This window comes from Methylophilus sp. 5 (genome assembly GCF_000515275.1).
GTDB lineage: Bacteria > Pseudomonadota > Gammaproteobacteria > Burkholderiales > Methylophilaceae > Methylophilus.
In genome coordinates this window covers 1,165,900-1,191,212 of sequence record NZ_KI911560.1, presented here as the reverse complement: position 1 = coordinate 1,191,212, position 25,313 = coordinate 1,165,900, and the positions used below count along the sequence as shown (strand labels likewise).

At 50.2% G+C, this 25,313-nt stretch carries 24 protein-coding genes; 18 read left to right on the top strand and 6 right to left on the bottom strand.

Annotated features, from left to right (window positions below):
* Positions 1 to 19: 19 nt before the first annotated feature.
* Genes METH5_RS0105660 through hemA form a run of 3 tightly spaced genes read right to left on the bottom strand, consistent with a single transcriptional unit; the run spans position 20 to position 4,447 of the window.
* Positions 20 to 2,038, bottom strand: a complete 2,019-nt coding sequence (locus METH5_RS0105660; protein WP_029147594.1) for a tetratricopeptide repeat protein — start codon at positions 2,036 to 2,038, stop codon at positions 20 to 22.
* A 17-nt stretch (positions 2,039 to 2,055) separates the two neighbouring features.
* Positions 2,056 to 3,138, bottom strand: a complete 1,083-nt coding sequence (gene prfA / locus METH5_RS0105655) for a peptide chain release factor 1 (protein ID WP_029147593.1) — start codon at positions 3,136 to 3,138, stop codon at positions 2,056 to 2,058.
* A gap of 49 nt (positions 3,139 to 3,187) precedes the next feature.
* Positions 3,188 to 4,447, bottom strand: coding sequence for a glutamyl-tRNA reductase (gene hemA, locus METH5_RS0105650; protein ID WP_029147592.1), 1,260 nt, complete (start codon positions 4,445 to 4,447; stop codon positions 3,188 to 3,190).
* A 229-nt stretch (positions 4,448 to 4,676) separates the two neighbouring features.
* Here hemA and rpe point away from each other — a divergent pair, with 229 nt between their 5' ends.
* The 9 genes from rpe (at position 4,677) to METH5_RS0105605 (ending at position 12,135) form a co-directional block, all read left to right on the top strand.
* The gene (gene rpe / locus METH5_RS0105645) at positions 4,677 to 5,384 is read left to right on the top strand and encodes a ribulose-phosphate 3-epimerase (RefSeq protein WP_029147591.1); all 708 of its coding nucleotides are present in this window, start codon (positions 4,677 to 4,679) and stop codon (positions 5,382 to 5,384) included.
* Between the two features lie 148 nt (positions 5,385 to 5,532).
* Entirely contained in the window at positions 5,533 to 6,246 is a 714-nt protein-coding gene (locus METH5_RS0105640) for a phosphoglycolate phosphatase (RefSeq protein WP_029147590.1), read from the top strand.
* A gap of 157 nt (positions 6,247 to 6,403) precedes the next feature.
* The gene (gene trpE, locus METH5_RS0105635; RefSeq protein WP_029147589.1) at positions 6,404 to 7,912 is read left to right on the top strand and encodes an anthranilate synthase component I; all 1,509 of its coding nucleotides are present in this window, start codon (positions 6,404 to 6,406) and stop codon (positions 7,910 to 7,912) included.
* A 1-nt stretch (position 7,913) separates the two neighbouring features.
* Positions 7,914 to 8,480: an aminodeoxychorismate/anthranilate synthase component II gene (locus METH5_RS0105630; protein ID WP_029147588.1), complete on the top strand. Its 567-nt coding sequence runs from the start codon at positions 7,914 to 7,916 to the stop codon at positions 8,478 to 8,480.
* Positions 8,480 to 9,505, top strand: a complete 1,026-nt coding sequence (trpD, locus tag METH5_RS0105625) for an anthranilate phosphoribosyltransferase (protein ID WP_029147587.1) — start codon at positions 8,480 to 8,482, stop codon at positions 9,503 to 9,505. The genes METH5_RS0105630 and trpD overlap by 1 nt, the downstream gene beginning before the upstream one ends.
* Entirely contained in the window at positions 9,502 to 9,990 is a 489-nt protein-coding gene (locus METH5_RS0105620) for a DUF3465 domain-containing protein (protein WP_029147586.1), read from the top strand. The genes trpD and METH5_RS0105620 overlap by 4 nt, the downstream gene beginning before the upstream one ends.
* A 59-nt stretch (positions 9,991 to 10,049) precedes the next feature.
* Positions 10,050 to 10,838, top strand: coding sequence for an indole-3-glycerol phosphate synthase TrpC (gene trpC / locus METH5_RS0105615; RefSeq protein ID WP_029147585.1), 789 nt, complete (start codon positions 10,050 to 10,052; stop codon positions 10,836 to 10,838).
* Between the two features lie 14 nt (positions 10,839 to 10,852).
* Entirely contained in the window at positions 10,853 to 11,845 is a 993-nt protein-coding gene (gene hemB, locus METH5_RS0105610; protein WP_029147584.1) for a porphobilinogen synthase, read from the top strand.
* A complete protein-coding gene (locus METH5_RS0105605) occupies positions 11,833 to 12,135 on the top strand; it encodes a hypothetical protein (protein WP_029147583.1) in 303 nt (100 codons plus the stop codon). The genes hemB and METH5_RS0105605 overlap by 13 nt, the downstream gene beginning before the upstream one ends.
* A 661-nt stretch (positions 12,136 to 12,796) precedes the next feature.
* On the opposite strand, the gene METH5_RS0105600 is transcribed toward METH5_RS0105605, so the two are convergent.
* Positions 12,797 to 13,807: a CDP-6-deoxy-delta-3,4-glucoseen reductase gene (locus METH5_RS0105600; RefSeq protein WP_029147582.1), complete on the bottom strand. Its 1,011-nt coding sequence runs from the start codon at positions 13,805 to 13,807 to the stop codon at positions 12,797 to 12,799.
* A gap of 20 nt (positions 13,808 to 13,827) precedes the next feature.
* Entirely contained in the window at positions 13,828 to 14,283 is a 456-nt protein-coding gene (locus METH5_RS0105595) for an FxsA family protein (RefSeq protein WP_029147581.1), read from the bottom strand.
* Between the two features lie 29 nt (positions 14,284 to 14,312).
* Here METH5_RS0105595 and cutA point away from each other — a divergent pair, with 29 nt between their 5' ends.
* From cutA to METH5_RS0105555, 8 genes are all read left to right on the top strand, one after another.
* Entirely contained in the window at positions 14,313 to 14,648 is a 336-nt protein-coding gene (gene cutA / locus METH5_RS0105590; RefSeq protein WP_029147580.1) for a divalent-cation tolerance protein CutA, read from the top strand.
* A 43-nt stretch (positions 14,649 to 14,691) separates the two neighbouring features.
* On the top strand, positions 14,692 to 16,473 hold the full coding sequence (dsbD, locus tag METH5_RS0105585) for a protein-disulfide reductase DsbD (RefSeq protein ID WP_232411083.1): 1,782 nt from the start codon (positions 14,692 to 14,694) through the stop codon (positions 16,471 to 16,473).
* Positions 16,466 to 16,999 carry a TlpA disulfide reductase family protein gene (locus METH5_RS0105580; protein WP_029147578.1) on the top strand — a complete coding sequence of 178 codons (534 nt, stop codon included), beginning with the start codon at positions 16,466 to 16,468 and terminating at the stop codon, positions 16,997 to 16,999. The genes dsbD and METH5_RS0105580 overlap by 8 nt, the downstream gene beginning before the upstream one ends.
* Positions 17,000 to 17,193: 194 nt before the next feature.
* Entirely contained in the window at positions 17,194 to 17,631 is a 438-nt protein-coding gene (gene aroQ, locus METH5_RS0105575; protein WP_029147577.1) for a type II 3-dehydroquinate dehydratase, read from the top strand.
* A 31-nt stretch (positions 17,632 to 17,662) separates the two neighbouring features.
* Positions 17,663 to 18,115, top strand: a complete 453-nt coding sequence (gene accB / locus METH5_RS0105570; RefSeq protein WP_029147576.1) for an acetyl-CoA carboxylase biotin carboxyl carrier protein — start codon at positions 17,663 to 17,665, stop codon at positions 18,113 to 18,115.
* Between the two features lie 5 nt (positions 18,116 to 18,120).
* On the top strand, positions 18,121 to 19,470 hold the full coding sequence (accC, locus tag METH5_RS0105565) for an acetyl-CoA carboxylase biotin carboxylase subunit (RefSeq protein ID WP_029147575.1): 1,350 nt from the start codon (positions 18,121 to 18,123) through the stop codon (positions 19,468 to 19,470).
* Between the two features lie 2 nt (positions 19,471 to 19,472).
* Complete coding sequence (gene prmA / locus METH5_RS0105560; RefSeq protein WP_029147574.1) at positions 19,473 to 20,375, top strand: 50S ribosomal protein L11 methyltransferase; 903 nt, start codon at positions 19,473 to 19,475, stop codon at positions 20,373 to 20,375.
* Positions 20,366 to 21,232: a DUF3426 domain-containing protein gene (locus METH5_RS0105555; RefSeq protein ID WP_029147573.1), complete on the top strand. Its 867-nt coding sequence runs from the start codon at positions 20,366 to 20,368 to the stop codon at positions 21,230 to 21,232. Before prmA ends, METH5_RS0105555 begins: the two co-directional genes overlap by 10 nt.
* A 10-nt stretch (positions 21,233 to 21,242) precedes the next feature.
* Here METH5_RS0105555 and METH5_RS0105550 read toward each other — a convergent pair whose 3' ends face one another.
* Positions 21,243 to 22,151: a hydrogen peroxide-inducible genes activator gene (locus METH5_RS0105550; protein WP_029147572.1), complete on the bottom strand. Its 909-nt coding sequence runs from the start codon at positions 22,149 to 22,151 to the stop codon at positions 21,243 to 21,245.
* Positions 22,152 to 22,479: 328 nt separating this feature from the next.
* Between METH5_RS0105550 and katG the strand changes: the two genes are divergently transcribed.
* Positions 22,480 to 24,666, top strand: a complete 2,187-nt coding sequence (gene katG, locus METH5_RS0105545) for a catalase/peroxidase HPI (protein ID WP_029147571.1) — start codon at positions 22,480 to 22,482, stop codon at positions 24,664 to 24,666.
* The last annotated feature ends 647 nt before the right edge of the window (positions 24,667 to 25,313 follow it).

Genomic DNA, 25,313 nt, shown 5'->3' with positions numbered 1-25,313 from the left:
AGTATATAGAGATCATAAACTATGAGTGCTGGTTTATTGATTGCCAAACTTTATTGATCAGTTTTCTGAACGTTCTATCTGGCGCAACAGTATATTGCTCAGTATCTTTTATTGTTGCTTGATATAGGGGGTCACCACCCAATAAAAAAGCTTCGGTTAGTAGTTTCTCGACATCCCTTTTACGGTTCAATAGCCAATTACAGTAGGCGATATTACCTAAAATGAATGGTTTACTATTGTCATCACAAATTTCAATACCTAATTCAAATGAGCTAAATGCTTTAATTAAAATAGCCTCTCTTTTGCTTTTCTCTTTCCATTCTTGTTTGGCTAATAACAAATCATCGAATCCTTTGCTGTTGTAAGCTTTTGCAACTTCAGTCAGTACTATTGGATATTTATAATTGGAGAACTTTTCTATCAGATTGCTAAGGGTTTCACTGGATAGCTGAGGTTGATGAAGGTACTCTTTTTGTACATGACTTTTGCTACGATAAGCATTTGCAACATGGGCTAAAACTTCAGGGTATTCAGAGTTTGCAAATTTTTCAATTATGGTGTCGTATGAGGCTATCTCTTCTTCGCGTTGATTAAGAACGTTTCCTTGCGTATAGGCTATATTACGATATGCTGTTACTACTTGTTCTTGTAACTGAGGATTGGTAGATTTTTCAAATTTATTAATCGCTGAGCTGAGAGTGTCAATTGCTGACTTCGGATTATTAAGAAATCTGGACAAAGTGACCCCTTTGTTTCCATAAGCACGTGCCACATACTCTTGGACCTCAGGATGTTCGGAGTTGCCAAATTTTGTAATTGACAGCTCATATGATGCAATTTCCTCTTCAGGCCTTGATAACTGGCCTAAAACCACACCTTTATTTAAATAGGCGCGAGCGACTTGTGCCTGAATGGAAGGGTAGCTGGATTCGATAAACTTTTGGATTAATGTATCGTAAGTGAGAATAGCTGCTTCAGGTTGATTATGTGAGTTATTTAGTGAAGAGCCTTTATTCAAATAGGCGCGAGCTACTTGCGTTTGAATTTCTGGGTTTTTGGAATTGCCAAATTTATTAATTAGACTGTCATAGATCGCAATTTCTTTTTCCGGCTCATTTAGCTTACCCAGCCCAAACCCTTTGTTGCAGTATGCACGAGCAAGATGTTCTTGTACTGCAGAGTTTTCTGAGGAGTCGAATCTGCTTATCAATTTATCGTAAATTGCGATTGCATCTGCGTAACCTTTTAATTGTTCAAGTAGAACAACTCCATGGTTAAAGTATGATTGAGCAATCTGCTCTTCACTTGCATCTGATGATTGGGATGCCAAATCCCAAAATTTAGCTGCATTTTTAAAGTCTTTTTGGTGGTAAGACGCGAATGCTTTTGTATTCCAGTCCTGAAATCTGTACATCGCTTCTGCTATTGATTTCAGTTCATCTAATTTTGCACTTAAAGCAAGTTCTTCTTCAGACGAAATTGTTTTTGATTGACTGTCTAACTCAGAGATTGATCTACTTAATACATCATTTAGATGTTTATTGAATAATTCCTTGGTGCTGATGGCTGCTTTTGTTACCTCATCTTCAAGGATTTTTAATTTATTTCTGAGGATATCTATCTCGCCGTTAAGGTCTTTTGTGTTTTTATCAAACCATATTTTGACTTCTTGTTGAGTGACAATTTGAGCTTCTTGTTTGGCAGCAAGTTGGGCATCGGTTTTTGCATTTCTATAAGAGAAAAAGCCGATAAGTAGTAAAAGCACTGTAATAATAGTACTTCCTATAGATAGATTATTCCCAAATGAGCCTATCTGATGATTAACTTGCTCGAGCAGAGTTTTTTGATTATCAATTTGTGCCTGTAATTGAATTAACTCTTGAGTTTTTAAAGTTTTAAGAGACTCTAAGTTTGCTTCTGTTTTAGCTTTAAACGTTTCATATTCAATTTTTTCTTGAATATTATTAGTGGTAGTGGAGATTGTAATTAAAGGAAAGATTGTCAAAAAAACTAAAAATAGAATGATAATTTTTTTCATAAATCTTCCTGTTGATCTTAGTTATCTTCACCCAAACTCGCCAACAAATCGGCCTGATACTCGGTCGCCAGCGCATTAATCAACTCGTCCATATCACCCTCAGTAATTGCTTCAATTTTGTACAGCGTCAGGTTAATGCGATGGTCGGTGATCCGTCCCTGCGGGTAGTTGTAGGTACGGATGCGTTCTGAGCGGTCACCTGAACCAATCAGGTTGCGGCGTTCGCTGGCGATTTTGCTTTGTTGCTCATCGACTTGTTTGGCTTTGATACGCGCAGCTAACACCTGCATGGCTTGCGCTTTGTTAGCGTGCTGGCTACGGCCGTCCTGACATTCGACCACGATGCCGGTGGGGGCGTGGGTAATACGCACCGCAGAGTCAGTTTTGTTAATGTGCTGACCACCGGCACCAGAGGCGCGGAAGGTGTCAATCCGGATATCGGCCGGGTTGATTTCAACGTCACCCACCTCTTCCACCTCGGGCAGAATCGCGACCGTACAGGCTGACGTATGAATACGGCCTTGCGTCTCAGTATCGGGGACACGTTGCACCCGGTGGCCGCCCGATTCGAATTTGAGTTTTGAGTAGGCGCCGTAGCCGATGATTTTGGCGATGACTTCTTTATAGCCACCGACTTCGCCTTCGTTGGCAGAAACGACTTCGACTTTCCAGCCCTGGCGGTCGGCAAAACGGGAATACATGCGGAATAAGTCACCCGCGAACAGGCCGGATTCGTCGCCGCCAGTCCCGGCGCGAATTTCAAGAAAGATGTTTTTTTCGTCGCTAGGGTCTTTGGGCAGCAGCAGTGTTTGCAGCGTCCGTTCAACTTCTTCGAGGCGTTTTTTGCCGCTGTCTATTTCTTCCTGGGCGAACTCTTTCATCTCCGGGTCGGAGAGCATGGCGTGCGCTTCTTTCAGGTCTGACTCGGTTTGTGAGTAGATGTGGTATTGCTCAACAATGGGGGTGATTTCCGTATGTTCTTGCATGATCTTACGGTAGTTATCCATATTGTCAGTCACGCCTTCACTACTGAGCAGGCGGTTGAGTTCTTCGAGGCGCTCGCTTAAGTTAGCGAGTTTTTGCAGCATGCTTGGTTTCATTGTATTTACCTAATATTCAAAGACCGGGCAAAGGCCAGGCCTTGAAAAATCATTCTTTGATTTGAAAAAGTTGTTTGACCAGATGCTCCATGTGGGCATGCGCATCTCCCTGGCTGTTGTTGAGCGCATGGCTGGGGCCGTGCAAAAATTTGTTGGTGAGTGCATTACTCAGGGCTTCGAGCGCTTTTTCGGGTGATTCGCCTTTTTGCAGCAGTTTAAGTGCTTTTTCCAGCTCGGCTTTGCGCACAGTATCTACCTGGTCGCGCAGCGCTTTAATGGTGGGCACGGCTTCGCGCTGTTTGAGCCACTGCATAAAGTGCTCAACACGCGAGTTAACGATCAGCTCGGCATTGACGGCGGCTTCCTGGCGGTTGCCCAGGCCTTCTGTCACTACTTGTGCCAGATCGTCTACCGAGTATAAAAATACATCGTCCAGCGCCGACACCTCGGGCTCAATGTCACGCGGTACGGCGAGGTCGACCATAAACATCGGGCGATGTTTACGTGCTTTAATCGCGCGCTCTACCATGCCCAGACCCACAATCGGCAATTGGCTGGCAGTGCTGGTGATGACAATATCAAACTCTTGAAAGCGCTCGGGCAAGTCATTGAGCAAAATGGCTTGTACGTTTAAACCCTGGCCACGGATTTTTTCCGCCAGCTGTTCGCCACGCTCTAGAGTGCGGTTGGCGACGGTGATCTTTTTGGGTTTTTGTGCGGCAAAGTGGTCGGCACATAGCTCTATCATTTCGCCAGCACCAATAAACAGCACGCTTTGTGCGCTTAAGTCACCAAAAATACGCTGCGCCAGTTTAACTGCTGCGGCTGCCATCGAAATCGAGCTGCCGCCAATGTCGGTATTGGTGCGCACTTCTTTGGCGACTTCAAACGTGCGTTGAAACAGCTTATGCAGCATGGTGCCCAGCGTGCCAGAATCTTGCGCAATTTTAACCGATTGCTTGAATTGCCCCAGAATCTGCGCCTCGCCTAACACCATGCTGTCCAGCCCGCTGGCCACGCGAAACGCATGCTTGACTGCTTCATGGCTGCTGAGCGTGTAGGTGTAGGGCAGCAGTTTGTCGGCTTCCAGGCGGTGGTAGCTGGCTAGCCAGTCAATGACAATTTCGGGGCGGATAGACTGCACATAGATTTCAGTGCGGTTGCAGGTAGACAAAATGGCCACTTCTGTCACGTTGTGGCGTGCCAGATCCGCTAGCGCATGCGGCAAGGTGTCGTTATTAAATGCAACGTTCTCGCGAATGGCAATTGGGGCGGTGGTGTGGTTAACACCAATGGTATACAGCTGCATGGCGCTATTTTACCTGCGGCACGGGGTCAAAAGAGAAACAAATCGGCGCTTGCAAACAGTTCATGGCTATTTGGCGGTGTCATCCATGTCAAAAGTGCCGACATTTTCTTATATTCACGGACCACAAGCAAGAATCCTGTCAATTTGAAACAAAATGGCGTTAAAATATTGGTTTTACTAAAATTTTTATTAGAATTAATTCACGGAACTCAACCTACGGAACACCAGCATGGACAAAACTTTTCGCATTGCCCCTAGTATTCTTTCTGCCAACTTTGCCAAGTTAGGTCAGGAGATCGAAAACGTCATTAAATCCGGCACCGACATCGTGCACTTTGACGTCATGGATAACCATTACGTGCCTAACTTGACCATTGGCCCACTGGTGTGTGATGCCATTCGTGAGTTGTCCCACAATGCTGGCGCGCTGATCGACGTGCATCTGATGGTTAAACCAGTAGACCGCATCATCCCTGACTTTGCCAAAGCTGGTGCTGACATCATCACTTTTCACCCGGAAGCGTCTGACCACATTGACCGTAGCCTGGCATTAATTCGCGACAGCGGCTGTAAAGCGGGCCTGGTGTTTAACCCAGCCACACCATTGCACTACCTGGATTACGTGATGGACAAAGTCGACATGATTTTGTTGATGTCTGTGAACCCGGGCTTTGGTGGCCAGAAATTCATTCCGGCCACATTAGACAAATTGAAACAAGCGCGTGCGCGCATTGATGCTTACGCTGAGCAAACCGGCCGTCAAATCTGGCTGGAAGTGGACGGCGGCGTTAACGCGAATAACATCGCTGAGATTGCTAAAGCCGGTGCGGATACGTTTGTGGCCGGCAGCGCCATTTTTGGCTCGCCTAAAGACACAGACCCTAACCGTTACGACACGGTTGTGGCGGCCATGCGTGCGTCTTTAGCCACCGTTTAAAAACAACATAATCCGTCACAATGCTTCGTTGCTGCTTAAAAAATCAGGACTTACCTACTACTTGTAGGCTGCGTCCTGCTTTTTTGCGCGCGACCAAACTTCCAAATCGTGGCCTTGTTTAGGCTATGTTGTTTTTTGAGGTTGAGTGATGCGGTTTCAAGTCAACGTAGTGATGTTCGATCTGGACGGCACCCTGCTTGATACCGCGCCACAAATTGCCGAGGCCGCCAACCGTATGCTGGTGGCTTTAGGCAAACCGATGTTGCCGCAAGCGCAAATCACAACCTATATTGGTGAAGGTGTGCAAAACCTGATCAAACGTTGTTTGGTTGGCAGCATGCATGGCGAACCTGATGCGCAGGAATTTGCCCGTGCGCAACCGCTGTATCATGGCTTTTATGAGGCGAATGCCACGCAGAGCCAAGCCTTTGCTGGCGTGTTGCCAGCGTTGCAGCAATTGAAAAAACAAGGCTATCGTTTAGCCTGTGTCACCAACAAGCCAGAAAAATTCACTCTACCTTTGTTACAACATGCTGGATTGGCGGATTTTTTTGAGATCGTTGTCTCCGGCGATACCTTGCCCAAAAAGAAACCAGACCCGCTACCACTGTTGCATATTTGCCAAAAGCTAGGCACTTTGCCAGCCGAAGCGATGCTGGTGGGCGACTCTGAAACCGATATTCAGGCGGCCCATGCTGCAGGGTGCTTTGTCGTGACTGTGCCTTATGGGTATAATCAGGGGCGCGCCATTGATACGGCAACCGTGGATGCCACGGTGCAGCAACTCACCGAGGTGGTGAACTTGCTGGAGTTACCCGCTCTCTTAAGCGGGGATCATAAAAAAATTACCTATACATCATGATGTTTTATGCTCATCATTTTTCCAGTTTGCCAGTATTAAGCTGGCGTCGTTCGTGGCGGGGCTAGCCCTTTTCCCCGGCGCCGGTGCACGCCTATTGCACTGACCTGTCGCGAGGCTTACCCGCGACAACCTCAACGATTAATCTGGAAAAAGCATCATGTTAAGCACTTTGAGCAAGACCGAATTTGACGCGCTGGCGGCGCAAGGTTACAACCGTATTCCGCTGGTGATGGAAACCTTTGCCGATTTAGATACACCGCTGTCGTTGTATTTAAAACTGGCTAATCAACCCTACTCTTACCTGCTAGAAAGCGTGCAAGGCGGCGAACGCTTTGGGCGCTATTCTATTATTGGCTTGCCAGCCACCACGCGTATTGTGGTGCGTGACGCGTCGTTGCAGGTAATTCAAGGCGAGGCAGTGATCGAGTCTCACACCGATCAAAATCCACTCGACTTCATAAAGGCCTACCAGGCCCGTTTCAAGACACCACCATACGAAGGTTTGCCGCGTTTTACCGGCGGCCTGGCGGGCTATTTTGGTTACGAGACCATTCAATATATTGAAAAGCGCCTCGGCAAAAACAAAAAGCCGGACGCGATTGGCACGCCAGACATCCTGCTGATGGTGTCAGAAGAAATTGCGGTGGTCGATAATTTGTCTGCCAAATTATATTTTATCGTCTATGCAGACCCGGCGCAGCCAAACGCCTATGAAACGGCCTGTGCACGCATGCATGTCTTGTTGGCAAAACTGCGCACACAAGTGGAGATTCCGGCTGCGTTGCCCACCCGAAAAACACAGGCTTTGTCAGAATTTGGCGAAGACAATTTCAAAGCGGCAGTTAAAAAGTCGCAGCAATATATTTTAGAAGGCGACATCATGCAGGTGGTATTAAGCCAGCGCATGTCGCAAGACTTTGAAGCGTCGCCACTCAGTCTCTATCGCGCTTTACGCGGCCTCAATCCATCGCCTTATATGTTCTATTACGACATGGGCGACCATCATGTGGTTGGCGCTTCGCCAGAAATTCTGGTGCGCTTGGAAGACACTACCGTGACGTCGCGCCCGATTGCGGGCACCCGTCCACGCGGCAAAAACCGCGATCATGATTTAGCACTCGAAGCCGAATTGCTGGCCGACCCGAAAGAGCGTGCCGAGCACGTGCAGTTGATGGATCTGGGCCGCAACGATGTGGGCCGTGTTGCCCTCACCGGCACGGTGAAAGTGACTGATAATATGACCATAGAGCGTTACTCGCACGTGATGCATATCGTGAGTAATGTAGAAGGCCAGCTCAAACCGGGCCTGGATGCAATTGATGTGCTTAAAGCCACGTTTACCGCAGGCACCGTGTCTGGTGCGCCCAAAGTGCGGGCCATGGAGATTATCGAAGAGCTGGAGCCCTCTAAGCGCGGTATTTACGCTGGTGCGGTGGGCTATTTAGGTTTTAACGGTGACATGGACGTGGCGATTGCGATTCGCACCGCCGTGATTAAAGACAAAAAATTGTATGTGCAGGCCGGGGCAGGCATCGTGGCCGACTCTGTGCCGCAAAGTGAGTGGGAAGAAACCCAAAACAAAGCCAAAGCGGTGATTCGCGCGGCTGAGTTAGTGCAAGCTGGCCTGGACAGTGAAGCCCAATTAAACGCAGTCAAAGGAGCCTGATATGTTGTTGATGATTGATAACTACGACTCTTTTACCTATAACCTCGTGCAATATTTTGGCGAGTTGGGGCAAGACGTCCATGTGCATAGAAACGATGAAATCACGCTGGCACAGATACATGCCATGAAACCAGAAAAAATCGTGATTTCGCCAGGACCTTGCACACCGAATGAAGCCGGCATTTCTGTGCCGCTGATTCATGAGTTTGCAGGCAAAATTCCGTTGCTGGGCGTGTGTTTGGGTCACCAAAGCATAGGCCAGGCCTTTGGTGGCAACATCATTAAGGCCAAAACGCTGATGCATGGTAAAACTTCTTTAATCCACCATACCAATACCGGTGTGTTTAAAGATTTGCCTAATCCATACACCGCGACGCGCTACCATTCACTGGTGATTGAGCGCGAAACCATCCCTGATTGCCTGGAAATCACGGCCTGGACCGACGATGGCGAGATCATGGGCGTCAAGCATAAAACACTGGCAGTCGAAGGTGTGCAGTTTCACCCGGAGTCTATCTTGACCGAGTACGGGCATGAGTTGCTGGACAACTTTCTGAAAGGCTATTGATGTCACTCACGCCTAAAATTGCACTACAAAGGCTGATTGATCACACCGACTTCAGTCACGAAGAAATGCTGCAAATCATGCAGCAGATCATGAGTGGCGAGTTTACGACCATACAGATTGCAGGCTTTTTATCTGCGCTGCGGGTGAAAGGTGAAACCGTCACCGAAATTGCTGCGGCCGCGCAGGTGATGCGTGAGTTGTCGAGCAAAGTGGTGGTTGAAGATGCACGACATTTAATTGACACCTGTGGCACGGGTGGCGCGCCCAACAAGGCTTTTAACGTGTCTACGGCATCGGCGTTTGTTGCGGCGGGTGCCGGTGCGCGTATTGCCAAACATGGCGGTCGTGCGGCCTCCTCTAAAAGTGGCTCAGCCGATGTGTTGGAAGCGTTAGGTGTGAACATTAGCTTAACGTCAGAGCAGGTGGCGCGTTGCGTCAATGAAGCGGGCATTGGTTTTATGTTTGCGCCTAATCATCATGCTGCCATGAAATATGCCGCGCCGGTGCGCCGCGAGTTGGGTGTGCGCACCATGTTTAACTTGCTGGGCCCGATGACCAATCCGGCGGGTGCCAAACGCCAGGTGATGGGTGTGTTTCACCGCGATCTGGTGCCACTGCTGGCACAGACGCTGCAAACCTTGGGTAGCGAACATGTGATGGTGGTACACAGCGCCGATGAGATGGATGAAATCTCATTTTCGGCCGACACCTATGTTGCCGAATTAAAAGGCGGCGAGGTGAAGCAATACACTTTGAACCCGGCACAGTTTGGCATGCCCTTGCATGATATCAACAGCATCCGTGTTGAAAGTGCGCAGCATTCGAGTGAGATTATTCTGGGTGTGTTTGCGGGTGAAAAAGGCCCGGCGCGCGATATCGTCTTGTTAAATGCTGGTGCTGCTATTTATGTGTCCGGCCTGGCCGCTGACTTGACTGCTGGCATTGCACAAGCGGCACAGGCGATTGATACTGGCGCTGCACTCAATAAGTTGCAGCAACTTAAAGCACTGAGCCAATCGGTATGAAGCACGTAGCGTTGTGGCTGGTGGCCTGTTGTCTAAGCGCCTGCTTTCAGTCGCCGCAACAAGAGCCAGCCAGCAATGCGCCGCAATCTGCCATTGAGGTTAAATCACAGACACAAACGCTCAATCTGCAGCCGCTGTCTAATGGGCTCAGCAATGAAGCCATCGCCGTGCAACAGGCGTTTGCCCAAAAGCAAAGTCATGTCTGGCTGGAGGGGCGTGGCGTTGTAAAAAAACTGCTGCCCGATGATAACAAGGGCGCGCGACACCAGCGCTTTTTGGTCAGTGTTTCTGCTGAACAAACCTTGTTGTTTGCACACAATATTGATCTGGCACCGCGGGTAGAAAACCTGAACGTAGGTGATGAGGTGACATTTAAAGGGGAATATATTTACAACCCCAAAGGTGGCATCATGCACTGGACGCACCACGATCCGCAGGGCCGCCAGAGTGGCTGGATTACACATCAACATCACACTTACCAGTAACACGCGCACGAGTTAAAGACGCACTGGTTAAGTTAAACGATAAAACATGCGAGTACATTATGTCTGATATTTTAAATAAAATTTTAGCGACCAAACGCGAAGAAATCGCCAAAGCACAAGCACTCAAGTCGCTGGATGCCATGCGTGAAGAAGCGCTGGACCAGCCTGATTGTCGTGATTTTATCGGCAACATTGTCGACAAGGTCGATGCGGATAAACCCGCCGTGATCGCTGAAATTAAAAAAGCCAGCCCATCAAAAGGCATTATTCGCGCTGACTTTAACCCGGCCGAAATCGCTAAAAGCTATGAAAAAGGCGGCGCGGCCTGCTTGTCTGTACTCACGGACGAACAATATTTTCAAGGCTCTGCCGCCTATTTAAAGCAAGCCCGTGCGGCGTGCAAGCTGCCGGTACTGCGTAAAGACTTTATGATAGACCCCTATCAAATCTACGAAGCACGTGCCATGGGTGCTGACTGCATTTTGCTGATTGTCGCTGCCCTGGAGTTGGCGCAGATGCGTGAGCTCGAGCTCACCGCGCACAACCTTGGCATGGCGGTACTGGTAGAAGTACACGATGCTGACGAGCTGGAACTGGCCTTGCAGCTGGAAACACCCTTGCTGGGCATCAATAACCGCAACTTGCGTACATTTGATGTCAGCTTGCAAACCACACTGGATTTACTGGAAAACACGCCTGAAGACCGTTTTGTGGTGACAGAATCCGGTATTTTTACGCCTGAAGATGTCGCACTGATGCGCAGCTACGACGTCAACGGCTTTTTGGTTGGTGAAGCGTTTATGCGCCAGGACGACCCAGGCGCTGAACTGGCCAGAGTGTTCGGCTAATACAAGGACTGACAATGAGCAATCAATTTCTCGCGATTCGCCCGCGTCGTATGCGTAAAGATGACTTTTCGCGCCGTTTGATGCGCGAAAATGTGCTGACCACTAACGACCTGATTTACCCGGTATTTGTACTCGAAGGTGAAGGTCAGATTGAGTCCGTCAGCTCCATGCCTGGCGTGCAGCGTCAAAGTATCGATGTCTTACTGAAAACCGCCGAAGAGTGCGTCAAGCTTGGGATTCCGGCGCTGGCCTTGTTCCCGGTCGTGCCGCAGCAATATAAAAGCCTGGATGCCAGCGAAGCTTACAACCCTGATGGATTGGTGCCGCGTACGGTGCGAGCTCTCAAAAAAGCCTTTCCTGAGCTGGGTGTGATTACTGACGTAGCGCTAGACCCCTACACGACCCACGGCCAGGATGGCCTGATTGACGATAGCGGCTATGTGCTTAACGACGAAACCGTTGAGGTGTTGGTCAAACAAGCCCTGTGCCACGCCGAAGCCGGTGCCGATGTAGTCGCCCCATCTGACATGATGGATGGCCGTATTGGCGCCATCCGTGATGCACTGGAAGAGCAAGGCTATATTTACACCCGCATCCTGGCCTACTCTGCCAAATATGCCTCTGCGTTTTATGGCCCGTTTCGTGATGCCGTGGGTTCTGCAGGCAACCTGGGCAAAAGCAACAAATACAACTACCAGATGGACCCGGCCAACTCTGACGAAGCGCTGAAAGAAGTCGCGCTGGATTTGGAAGAAGGCGCCGATATGGTGATGGTGAAACCAGGCATGCCGTATCTGGATATTGTACGCCGCGTTAAAGACGAGTTTGGCGTGCCGACGTATGCTTATCATGTGAGTGGTGAATATGCCATGCTCAAGGCCGCCGCACAGAATGGCTGGCTGGATGAGAAAGCCTGTGTGCTGGAGGCGATGCTTGGGTTTAAACGCGCAGGAGCGGATGGTGTGTTGACTTATTATGCGATGGATATTGCTAGGTGGTTGAAATAAACAATTTGCCAACCAAAAAGATTATTTACAAAATCACCTACCCCAATGGGAAGATTTACATTGGCAAAGATCTTACAAATAGCCTGACCTACTTTGGTAGCGTGAATGATGCGCTGGTAAAAAAAGACTTTTCAGAAGAGCAAAGAAAGAATTTTACGATCACTAAAGAAATTCTCTTTGAGTCTGATAGCGCTGAAGAAGTAAACCGAATTGAGGCTAAACTCATTGTGCAATATGGAGCAAATAATCCTGAAAAGGGTTATAACCAGTGGCCAAAACTTTCAGGTTGAGTCTTCGTAGGGTCGGCATGAATGCTCACGCGGTTGGGATTCTTTGTGATGTTTCTTTTCGCTTTTACAGCGAGTTACTTTTCTTTGCTTGCCCAAAGAATAAGTAACCAAAAGAAATGCACCCCAGCTTCCGCTTGTTTCCTGCGTTGCTCGTCAAAATAAGCGGTCACGAAACTCAACCTAGCGGCCTGCACAAAACGCAGGCCACCGCGGGATTCGAGCAGTCGCTCCCTTTGTCCTTATTTTGCCTGCGCTACTCGGCGCGGCAGATGGGGACCCCGAACACCTACTGAGCGCAATGGTTGGTGATTTTAATAAACGAATCTGGTTTTTGAACCGTCCAACTCTCGACGATGTTACTTAGGTGAGAAGAATCCCATTCCATCACGCTGAGTAGCGGAGACGAAGTGGGTGTAGTCGGCCATCGGCTGTTCGAGTTCCGCGGTGGCTTGCGTTTTTTGCAAGCTGCTAGGGCGAGTTTCGATGGACGCCCACTTTGTTGAGCAACGCAAGGGAGCCGAAGGCCGTGATGGCTGGGTGCCCTCTTCTTTGGTTACTTTCTGAGGGGCAAGCATCAGAAAGTGACTCGCCGAGAGGCGAAAAGGGCAGTCAAATAAAACCTAATTCAAAGCAGTTAGCTAAAACCTAATGAGTAACTTTTTTACTTAGGCGCAAACGTAAACGCATCACTGTAAAACTCTTCCTCTGGCAAACCACGTTCCACAAACGTTTGTTTAGCAACATCCACCATGCCCGGTGCGCCACACACATACACTTCAAATCCACTCAAATCCGCATGATCTTCCAACACCGCCTGATGCACCAGTCCCCGACGCCCATCCCAGTTGTCGCCATCATTACCATCTGAAATCACCGGGATATACTGAATATTCGGCATAAACTGTGCCCAGCGCTGGCAGAGGTCGTCCATGTATAAGTCACTCACCTGACGCGCACCGCGGTAGAGGTAAACCGGCCGATTGATTTGATTGAAAACCATGTGCTCTATCATGCCTTTGACTGGCGCAAAGCCCGTGCCGCCAACGACCATGATGATGGGTTTTTCATTTTGTTCGCGTAGAAAGAAACTGCCCAGGGGCGCTTCTATGCGAAGTATGGTTTTTACCGGCATCTCATTAAACACTTGCTCGGTAAAATGACCACCGGCAATTTTGCGGATATGGAGCTCGATAAAGCCTTTTTCGTGCGGGGCGTTAGCGATTGAAAACGCGCGACGGCGGCCGTCTTTGAGCAAAAACTCAATATACTGCCCGGCCATAAAGCTGAGTTGTTCGGTGGCGGGTAACTGCAAATGCAGCACCATGACATCTTCGCCCAGCAGTTCTTTATTTTGTACGCGTACAGGCAAAATGCGTGGCTTGATGCCTTGCACCATGTCGATCTGGCGGCATTCGATGACCAGGTCTTCCAGCGGCCTGGCGCAGCAAAATAATGCCATGCCTGCGGCCAGTTCGGCATCGGTCAAGGCGTTGCCCTGATAGTCGTCATGCATCACTTTGCCAGTCAGCACTTTGCCCTTGCAGGCACCGCAGGCGCCGTTGCGACAGCCATAAGGCAGGTTAATGCCCGCTTCAATCGCGGCTTCTAGCACGGTTTGGCTGGGGCGCACGTCAAAGATGTGGCCGCTGTTTTCAATCAATACATGGTTCATGATGCGTTGTATTCTATCGTTTAATCTTTGCGTGGCAAATGGACAACATTGTCAGCAGGCTTGCTGTCAGCTACTTCGGTAAATTCGCCTTCAATCACTTCGTCGTTGGCGCTGGCGCGGCCATAAGCACTACTTTTGTTGCCGGTGTCGCCCTGGCCTGGCGGTTGGCCGGGGATCAATAGCAATATCACTGCGAGTGCATCGCTAATGACGCCGGGGATGAGTAACAATACACCGGCAAACATATTTCTGGCGGTTGAAAACATGGCGGAGATCGGGTTGCTACCGGCGCCCATTTGCTGGAACATGCGTGCCGCGATCAGGTCTTTTTCACTGCGTATTAATTTGAGGCCGAGGTAGCCGATGGTGATTAAATAGACCAGCACCCACCAGCCATAGCGCTGGCTAAGTTCGATCAGGACGGCTATCTCCAGAAACGGAAAAGCCAGTAGAATAGCAAAGATGATAAAACGCATGTCAGAATCCTGTCTGTGAGTCAGCGCGCATGACGCCAAAAGAGGAAATTATAATCGTGTTTACGCATGTGCCGAACAGGGCATGTGCCGAGCATATCGCGCAGACGCTGGTTACAGAGAAGTTGGCGGCATGTGTCAATATTTCAAGTCCGGTGACCTCTATCTATCGCTGGCAAGGGCACATTGAGCAAGCCGAAGAGATTGGCCTGACCATCAAAACCAGTTGTAAGGCGTATGCCGCATGCGAGACTAAATTAAGGATGCTGCATCCTTATGAACTTCCAGAGATTATAGGCATCCATGTGAACGAGGGCTTGCCAGCATATTTGGCGTGGGTGGCAACAGAGACTTTGGGGCAGGGGTGAAGTGTTGATAACAATCGTAATAAGAAGCTATGTACTGTTGGTAATGCTATTGGTGGCCATGGTGCCAGCACAGGCAGGCTCACAGTTCTCCAAGCTGTTCACTGACGGTGAGTCAGATGATTTTTTGCCAGTGGATCAGGCGTTTAAGGTCGAAGCAGGGCTGGTGGATGCCAGCCATGCGCAACTTAAATTTGTGGTGGCGCCTGGGCACTACTTATATCGTGAGCGCATACAACTGGTATTGCCCGCTGGGGATACTGCAAAAATCACATTGCCTGCCGGCGAAACCAAAAATGACCCTAATTTTGGTGAGCAACAGGTGTTTCACCATGACACCTTAGCCGAGGTCACGTTTGCTGGTGCAGCGCCTGCTAACTTGCAAGTGCGCTATCAGGGCTGCAGTGAAAAAGGCTTGTGTTATCCGCCGCAAATCAAGTCATTGCCATTGTCTGCATCTGCGGTTTCCGCTGCTGGCAGCGCCACCTCTCATGCATTAGTCGCCGCGCCTGTTGAAGAGGAATTTTCTGGCAAGCTGTTGTCTTCTGGCCGCTGGTGGCAAATTGTGGCTGGCTTTTTTGGCGCAGGGTTGTTGCTGGCATTCACGCCTTGTGTGTTCCCCATGATTCCTATTTTGTCCGGCATTATTGTCGGCAAAAATGCGCATGTGTCGCGTGGCAAGGCGTTTACGCTGTCATTGGCCTATACCCTGGGCATGTGTTTGACCTACACGCTGGCCGGGGTTGCGGCAGGTTTGTCAGGGCAATTGTTGAGTAATGCGCTGCAAACGCCCGCGGCATTGATTACTGGCGCGCTGATTTTTGTGGTGCTGTCTTTTTCGATGTTTGGTTTTTATGAGTTGAAATTGCCCACCGCGGTTGAGAATTGCTTTTTTAACTGGAGTAGCCGCTTTAAAGGCGGCCATTTGCTCAGTGACTTTCTCATGGGCGCCATTTCTGCGTTAATTATCAGCCCTTGTGTGGCCGCACCGTTGGCGGGGGCTTTGCTGTATATCAGCCAAACCCATGACGTGACGCTGGGCGCGGTGGCCTTGTTCTCGCTGTCTTTAGGCATGGGCGTGCCGTTGTTATTAATCGGTGCATCCGCCGGCACTCTCCTGCCTAAAGCCGGTGAGTGGATGAACGCCGTGCGCCGCTTGTTTGGGGTGCTGATGCTGGGTGTGGCGATCTGGATCGTCAACCCCTTATTGCCGGTGGCTGCGCAGTTGCTGTTATGGGCGGCACTCTGTATTGTGCCTGCGATTTATTTACGCGCAATTGACCCATTACCTGCGACCGCAGGCACGGTACAGCGCTTATACAAAGGCTTTGCCGTCATTTTGTTGTTATATGGGATCGCCTTGCTGGTCGGTGCCTGGTCGGGCGCTCGCTCGCCGTTGCGGCCGTTGCAAACTTTGGTGGCAGACGAATCTGCGCGCGTGCAACCGTTGGCCTTTGAGCGCGTGCATAGCGTGCAGGCGCTTGAGCAACGTTTAAAGGCGGCTCATGGCCAGCCGGTGATGTTGGATTTTTATGCCGACTGGTGTGTGTCTTGCAAAGAATATGAGCAGTTTGTGTTTAGTGACCCAGCGGTGCGCGCTCAATTACAGGGCGTGCTGCTATTGCAGGCTGATGTGACTGACAACCGTGCCGAAGATGCAGCGCTATTAAAGCAGTTTGCGTTATTTGGGCCACCAGGCATTGTCTTTTTTAATGCGCAAGGCCAGGCGTTGCAGCCAGTCATTAAAGGCTATCAGGATGCCGATCGCTTTGCGCGTACGCTGCGCTTACTTAACCTCAAGGCAGTAGAGGCCTCACCGCATGCGTAATGTTGCCCGCGTCGTCATGACGGTTTTATTGATGGTGGTGCTCGGCAGTGGTTTTCGCTGGCTGTATCTTAACCGCGATCAATTTATGGCGAGCGAGTCAGCGTTGCCAACGGCAGCAGACATTGCACCGTTGTGGGCAACCACGCTGTTCGATCATGGCGGCAAAGCGTACCCATTCGCACAATATAAAGGCAAGCCTGTCATTTTAAACTTCTGGGCCACCTGGTGTGAGCCATGCCGCGAAGAAATGCCTGAAATCTCTGCACTGGCCAGTGCGCATCCTGAGGTCGTCATTTTGGGTTTGGCAATTGATGAGGCTGCTGCGGTGCACGAGTTTATTGCAAGCAGCCCCGTCAGCTACCCGCTGCTGATTGCCGAGAATGAAGGCATGCCGTTGGCTGAGTCATTAGGCAATCATAAAGGCGTATTACCGTATACGGTCGTGATTTCTGCGCAAGGTGAGGTGACGCAGATTTTCTTTGGCCGCGTCAACCGTGAAATGCTGCAAAAAGCACTCAATTTGTAGGCTGTTGGCAACTTTTTTATTGTGCGCGCAGGGGGATAATGCCTGCATATTCGCTACAAAAATACTTCAATTGTCGGCGCAATTAGCGACTTTCAATTTTCTTTAAACTGCGAATTCCTCTGGACAAAATGCAATAACTTCGGCAAACTTCGACGCCATGAAGGTTGTATTTTTCTCTCTGAGAGGCATGTGAAATGGGCACCAAATCTATCCTGGTGATTCACGGACCCAATTTAAATATGCTGGGCAGCCGTGAGCCGCAGCACTATGGCAGTCAAACCCTTGCAGACATCAACCAGCGTTTGCAAGCATTGGCGCGCGCCGATCAGGTGCATCTGGAAGCTTTTCAAAGCAACTCAGAAGCCGACATCATTGAGAAAATACATGCACTTTCGGTGAACCGCGTCGATTATGTCATTATTAATCCGGCGGCATTCACACATACTTCCGTGGCTATTCGTGATGCTCTTTCTGCGGTTAACGTGCCGTTTATTGAAGTGCATTTATCGAATGTGCATGCGCGCGAGTCATTTCGGCATCATTCTTATTTCAGCGATATTGCAACCGCAGTGATTTGCGGATTAGGCGCAGAGGGATACTTCGCCGCATATCGTTACATCCAACAACTCTAATAACATTAAAACATTTACATTCGAGGCTTTTATGGATTTACGCAAACTCAAAAAACTGATTGATCTGGTGGAGGAATCGGGGATTTCCGAACTGGAACTGACCGAGGGTGAGGAAAAAGTACGTATTAGTCGCGCCATGGCGCCCGGCGTTGCGCCGATCACACAATATGTGGCGGCACCTGCGCCTGTCGCTGCGCCAGTAGCCGCCGCGGTGGCTGCGCCTGCCGCTGCACTGGCTGAAGTGCTGGATGGTAAAGTAGTTAAATCACCGATGGTGGGTACTTTTTACCGTGCGTCATCGCCTGATGCCAAATCGTTTGTCGATGTTGGCAGTAGCGTTAGCACAGGGGACACCTTGTGTATTATCGAGGCGATGAAGCTGCTCAATGAAATTGAGAGCGAATATGCCGGTACGATTAAAAAGATTTTTGTTGAAAACGGTCAGCCTGTCGAATACGGCGAACCTTTGTTCCTGATTGGTTAATCGCTATGTTTGAGAAAATCCTGATTGCCAACCGCGGCGAGATCGCTTTGCGCGTGCAACGCGCCTGTCGTGAGTTGGGGATTAAAACGGTTGCGGTGCACTCTGAAGCCGACCGCGATGCAAAATACGTCAAGCTGGCTGATGAGTCGGTGTGTATTGGCCCGGCGCCGTCAGCCAAAAGTTATTTGAATATTCCGGCGGTGATTAGTGCCGCCGAGGTTACTGATGCCCAGGCGATACACCCGGGTTATGGCTTTTTGTCTGAAAACGCTGATTTTGCCGAGCGTGTTGAACAAAGCGGGTTCGTGTTTATTGGCCCGCGTGCTGAAACCATCCGCTTAATGGGTGACAAAGTCTCTGCCAAAGATGCCATGAAAAAAGCTGGCGTGCCTTGCGTGCCTGGCTCTGATGGTGCCTTGAATGACGATGCAGCCGAGACCATGAGAACGGCCAAACGCATTGGCTATCCGGTGATTATTAAGGCCGCCGGCGGTGGTGGTGGTCGCGGCATGCGCGTGGTGCATACCGAGGCCGCGCTGCTCAATGCGGTGAATATGACTAAAGCTGAAGCGCAGAGCGCTTTTGGCAACCCCATGGTTTACATGGAAAAATTTCTGGAAAACCCGCGCCATATTGAGGTCCAGATTCTGGCTGACCAACATGGTAACGCGGTCTACCTGGGTGACCGTGACTGCTCCATGCAGCGTCGCCATCAAAAAATCATTGAAGAAGCGCCTTCTCCATTGCTCACCGAGCGTATACGCGACAAGATTGGCGAGCGTTGTGCCGAAGCTTGCCGCAAAATTAAATACCGTGGTGCAGGCACGTTTGAGTTTTTATACGAAAACGGCGAGTTCTATTTTATTGAAATGAACACGCGCTTGCAGGTTGAGCATACGGTGACTGAGATGATCACTGGCATCGACTTGGTGCAACAGCAAATCTTTATTGCTGCGGGTGAAAAATTGCCGTTCCGTCAGCGTGATATTGTGTTGAATGGCCATGCCATTGAGTGCCGGATTAACGCCGAAGATCCTTATACCTTTGTGCCCTCCCCTGGTTTTATCAACCGCTTTCATATGCCCGGCGGCCCAGGTGTGCGCATGGATACCCATGTCTATGGCGGGTATACCGTGCCACCGCACTATGACTCGATGATTGGTAAGCTGATTACGCATGGTGCCACACGTGAGCAGGCGATTGCCAGAATGCGTGTCGCTTTGTCCGAGATGTATGTCGAAGGCATTAAAACCAACACCGCCCTGCATTCTGACCTAATGGCTGATTTGGCCTTTCAGCAAGGCGGGACCAGCATTCACTATCTGGAGCAGAAGCTGGGTATCAGCTCGAAATAATGTTGCATTGGCTGTTACTTAAAATTCAATCGACCGAGCCGCAGGCCGAGTCTCTTAGCGACGTGCTCATGGCGCATGGTGCCTTGTCAGTGAGCATCGAAGATGCACACGCAGACACGCAGGCCGAACAGGCGATTTTTGGCGAGCCTGGTGATCCGCCACCGGGCATCTGGCAACAAAATATTGTCACCGCCATGCTCGATGCTGATGCTGATGTACAAGCCTTGCTGGCAACCGTGCAGTCTGAGTTGGCGCTGGATGGTTTAAAATATCAACTGGAGCAGATTGAGGAGCAAGACTGGGTGCGTGCCACACAAGCCCAGTTTGACCCGATACGCGTGACGGATCATTTGTGGATTGTGCCTTCCTGGCATGAGGCGCCAAATGCAGAGGCAATTAATATCGTGCTGGATCCAGGCCTGGCATTCGGTACGGGTAGCCATCCGACCACGCATTTATGCCTGAGCTGGCTGGCGCACTTGCCTAAAGCCTTATTGGAGAAAGCGAATGTGCTGGATTACGGCTGTGGCTCGGGTATTTTAGCCATTGCCGCTAAAAAACTCGGTGCGCAAAGTGCGATTGGCGTTGATATTGACGGCCAAGCCGTGATTGCCAGCCGTGATAATGCGGCTAATAATCAGGTGGATGCCATATTTTATGACTCTGCAGACTATCTGCATGAGCCGTTTGATATTGTGGTTGCCAATATTCTTTCCAGTGCGCTGATGGTGTTGGCGCCAGTGATTGCCAAGTCTTGTAAAGGTGGCGGCAAAGTTGCATTATCCGGCATATTGGATAGCCAGCAGGACGTGTTGCTGGCGCATTACGCAGAGTGGTTTGACATGGATGCTCCCATCCAGCAAGATGGATGGGTCTTGCTGACGGGAACCAGAAAATGTCCTTAATTACGGCCTGCCCGGCCTGCCAAACCCAATTCGAAGTCACTGACGAACAATTGCAGGCCTATGCAGGCAAGGTGCGCTGCGGCGAATGTGACCATGTGTTTGATGCACACTCGCATTTGCTAGAGTCGGCTGCTGTGGCCGATGTGAGTCACGTGGCCAGCGATGCTGCTGTCTATTTTAAAGTGAGTGCCGAAGCCGCGCAGACTGAGCATGCGCCCGCCGAGGCGGACTTTTCACTGCGGCCTGATTTAGCGTTGGATGACGGATTTTCTGCAGAACCGCATGCGGATGTGAATGATGCCGCTGACTCGGCGCCTGTGATTCCTGCGTTTTTACGCGATATTTCCCTCGCCGACGAGCGGCCACCGCCGCTTGCAAGCCCAGCCAGTCAGCGCGTGTTTGTCACTTTGTCTGGCGCACTATTGCTAGTGCTTGTGCTGCAATGGACCTATTTCACCCGCACCAGTTTGGCCGCCAATTATCCACACACCAAACCGCTATTGCAGACACTTTGCAAAACACTGCATTGTGAGGTCAGTGTGCCGCACGAGATCGCCCAATTGACCATTGACGACGCTGATATTCAGGAACATAAAGAGCGGCAGGGCGTGCTGATATTTTCTAGCGTGCTGATGAATCACGGTATTGTTGCGCAGGCTTACCCTAACGTCGAGTTAACGCTGACCAATACCGCTGATGAACCGGTGTTGCGTAAAACACTTAAGCCAGCTGAATATTTGCCTGTTACGGTTGATGTGGCTGCCGGGTTGGCGCCACAGCAAGAGCAGGCAGTAAAAACCTTGCTGGGTGTCGATGAAAAACTGGTGACCGGTTTTCGCGTCGCCATTGCCTATTAGCACTTTGCCTTTATGCGCGGCGTGACAGCTGCACTTGCGCGGCACCCACTTCTACCATCACTTTTCCCAGTATCTCAATCGCTGCTGTGCGCACAAAGCTTTTGCGCCAGGCCAGCGCAATGCGTCGGCTAGGCGCAGGTTTGCTAAACGGAATCACGCGAATCAGCGGATTTTGATAGCGTGAGACCGTGGCCATGGCGGGTAATACCGTGATGCCCAGGTTTGACGCCACCATATTGCGGATGGTTTCTAGTGAATTGCCTTGCAGCACCTCGCCTTTGCGGCTTAACTCCGGGCAGGCCTGAGTGACCTGGTTGCTAAAGCAATGGCCGGTGTTCAGTAGCAATACTTTCTCGCCGCTTAATTCATCGGCATCTATGCTTTTGCGGTTTGCCCACGGGTGGCTCACTGGCACCACCACATTAAAGTCTTCATCATAAAGTGGGATGGTTTCAATGCCTGGCACATCAAACGGTAAGGCAATCACGGCGGCATCAATCACCCCATTTTTGAGTTGCTGCTCTAAGGTGGCGGTAATATTTTCCTCTACCTCCAGCGGCATATGCGGCGCGGTTTTTATCAACGGCGGAATAATTTCCGGCAGCAAGTAAGGCCCTACTGAGTGAATCATGCCCAGTTTAAATAGGCCGTTGAGGGGGTCGTTGCCATGCTTTGCCATGTCTTTGATTTTGGCGGCCTGCTCCAGCACGATGTTGGTTTGCGCAATAATCTGCTCGCCGATCTTGGTGGGCGTGACTTCATTGCGATTGCGTTCAAACAACGAAACGCCTAACTCTTCCTCTAGTTTTTTAATGCCTAGACTCAAGGCGGGCTGGGTCACAAAGCACTTTTCAGCGGCGCGGCGAAAATTACGCTCCTGTGCCACGGCTAACACAAACTTCAACTCTATCAGGGTCATGGCAGTGTTCTCATTGAATGCATGTTGAATAGTCTAATTTAATTAATTTTATTAATCAATCATATCAAAACATACAATTATGCAAATTGTATGCCGGTCTTTAGAATGATCTTCATCAACTGCACACACAAGGAGAAGCAATGTTCGCCTGGTTGAGTAATGAACAATCGCTATTTCAGGACGTGTTGGCTGCCTATGCAGCCAGTGCTTAAAACCTGTGTTGCGATCTGATTTTTTCAAATCATTATCGTCACAATCAATAAGTAGTATATTTGCAAAATTGGTTGGCATGACGCACGGATGACTAATTATTAAAAAGGAGTTAAAAATGCAGAATCAACAAAACAGCGGCGGCAAGTGTCCTTTCGCACATGGGGCAATTACCGCCAGTGGTCAATCCAATACCAATTGGTGGCCGAATGCTTTAAATCTGGATATCTTGCATCAGCATGATCGCAAGACTAATCCGTTGGGTGATGCGTTTGATTACCGTGAAGCGGTGGCGACACTGGATGTCGCCGCGGTGAAAAAAGACCTGCATGCCTTAATGACAGAGAGCCAGTCATGGTGGCCAGCAGATTGGGGGCATTACGGTGGCCTGATGATTCGGTTGACCTGGCATGCGGCCGGTACCTACCGTGTGGCAGATGGCCGTGGCGGTGCGGGCACCGGTAACCAGCGTTTTGCGCCGCTCAATAGCTGGCCAGACAACGTTAACCTCGATAAAGCGCGCCGCCTGCTGTGGCCGGTAAAGAAAAAATACGGCAATAAACTGTCGTGGGCAGATTTGATTGCATTGGCAGGCACCATTGCTTATGAGTCCATGGGGCTAAAAACCTTTGGTTTCGCCTTTGGCCGTGAGGATATTTGGCACCCGGAAAAAGATATTTATTGGGGTAACGAAAAAGAGTGGCTGGCCAAAACGGGCAGCGCAGGAACCCGCTATTCTGGGCAGCGCGACCTCGAAAACCCGCTGGCTGCGGTGATGATGGGCTTGATTTACGTGAACCCGGAAGGCGTCGATGGCAACCCTGATCCATTAAAAACGGCGCTGGATATTCGCGAAACCTTTGCCCGTATGGCCATGAATGATGAAGAAACCGTGGCCTTAACTGCAGGTGGCCACACCGTGGGTAAAGCACACGGCAATGGCCAGGCGAGCAATCTGGGGGCGGACCCGGAAAGCGCGGATGTGCATGAGCAAGGCATGGGTTGGAACAACCACACCACACGTGGCGTTGGCCGTGACTCGGTCACCAGCGGCATTGAAGGCGCCTGGACCACACACCCAACGCGTTGGGATAACGGTTATTTTGCCATGCTGTTTAACCATGAATGGGCGCTTAGCAAGAGCCCGGCGGGCGCATGGCAGTGGGAGCCGGTCAGTATCCGTGAAGAAGACAAGCCGGTAGATGTCGAAGACCCGTCCATTCGCTATAACCCGATCATGACTGATGCTGACATGGCCATGATTAAAGATCCGATTTATCGAGAAATCTCTGCGCGATTTCGTGATGACCAAGCCTATTTTTCTGAGGTGTTTGCTCGCGCCTGGTTTAAGTTGACCCATCGCGATATGGGCCCCAAAACGCGTTATGTTGGCCCGGATGTGCCGCCAGAAGACCTGATCTGGCAAGACCCGGTGCCAGCAGGCAATGCCACCCTGAATGAGGCTGATATTGCTGCATTGAAAGCGCAGATTCTGGGTAGTGGCCTGGCGACGGCTGAACTGGTTGCGACGGCCTGGGACAGCGCACGTACTTTCCGCGCATCTGATTATCGCGGCGGTGCCAATGGGGCACGTATTCGCTTGGCGCCGCAAAAAGACTGGCTGGGCAATGAGCCTGCCAGGTTGCAAAAAGTACTCGCAGTGCTGGAGGCGATTCAACAAGCGTTTGGCAAACCTGTGAGCCTGGCCGACCTGATTGTACTCGCGGGTTCGGCAGCCGTTGAGCAAGCCGCGAAAGCCGCCGGTGTAGAGGTGCAAGTGCCCTTTGCCGCAGGTCGTGGCGATGCCAGCGAGGCGCAAACCGATGCCGGGTCTTTTGACGTGCTAGAGCCTTTGCATGATGGCTACCGTAACTGGGTCAAGGCCGACTATGTGCCGACGGCGGAAGAAATGCTGCTGGATCGTACCCAGTTGATGGGGCTCACCGCCCCGGAAATGACGGTGTTAATTGGTGGCTTGCGTGTACTGGACACCAACTATGGCGGCAGCAAGCACGGCGTGTTTACCGATAGGCCAGGCGTGCTTAGTAATGACTTTTTTGTCAACCTGACTGATATGCATTACACCTGGGTGCCAACGGGTAAAAACCTGTATGAAGTGCGTGACCGTAGTACTGGCGCGGTGAAGTGGACGGCCACGCGTGTGGACTTGGTATTTGGCTCTAACTCGATACTGCGTTCTTATGCGGAGGTGTATGCGCAAGACGATGCCAAACAGAAGTTTGTGCAGGATTTTGTGGCCGCTTGGACGAAAGTCATGAATGCGGATCGGTTTGATTTGAAGTAATCGCTGTTTGTTTTAAAGCTAGAGCGCCTTGAGCAATCAAGGCGCTTTTTTATTGATGGATGTTTTTTTAGAGTGAGATACAAAGCGCATTTTTGTATTTCTCTGCTTCGATATTTACAACCTTCATGTGTCATTTCGGCGTTGGTCGGAATTCAGGTATGGTGAGATAGCGATAAAAGGTTGTTCTTTGATTAGTCGTTGTAGGGGGCATTGATGCCCACGCGGATTTTGTGGTTGTTTGTTGTGTTTCTTTTCGCCTTGTTGGCGAGTTACTTTTCTTTGCTTTCCCAACGTAGCGGTATTTTGTGAGTGTTTTTTCGCCTTTTCGGCGACCGTTCTTTCTTATGCTTGTCCATAAGAAAGAAGGCAAAGAACAAGACACCCCAGCTTCCGCTTGTATCCTGCGCTACTCGGCTTGTCGGGCGGCCATCGAAACTCAACCTGGCAGCTCACATAAAGCGTGAGCTGCTGCGGGATTCGGACAGCCGATGGCCGACAACTCCCGTCAACCCTGCGTTGCTCGGCGCGTCAGATGGGGACCCCGAACACCTACTGAGCGCCACCATTCGTGAATTGAATAAAAAGAATTTCTTTTTAACCGTTCCAACTTCCACGCTGTTACTTAAATGAGATAAATCCCATTCCAT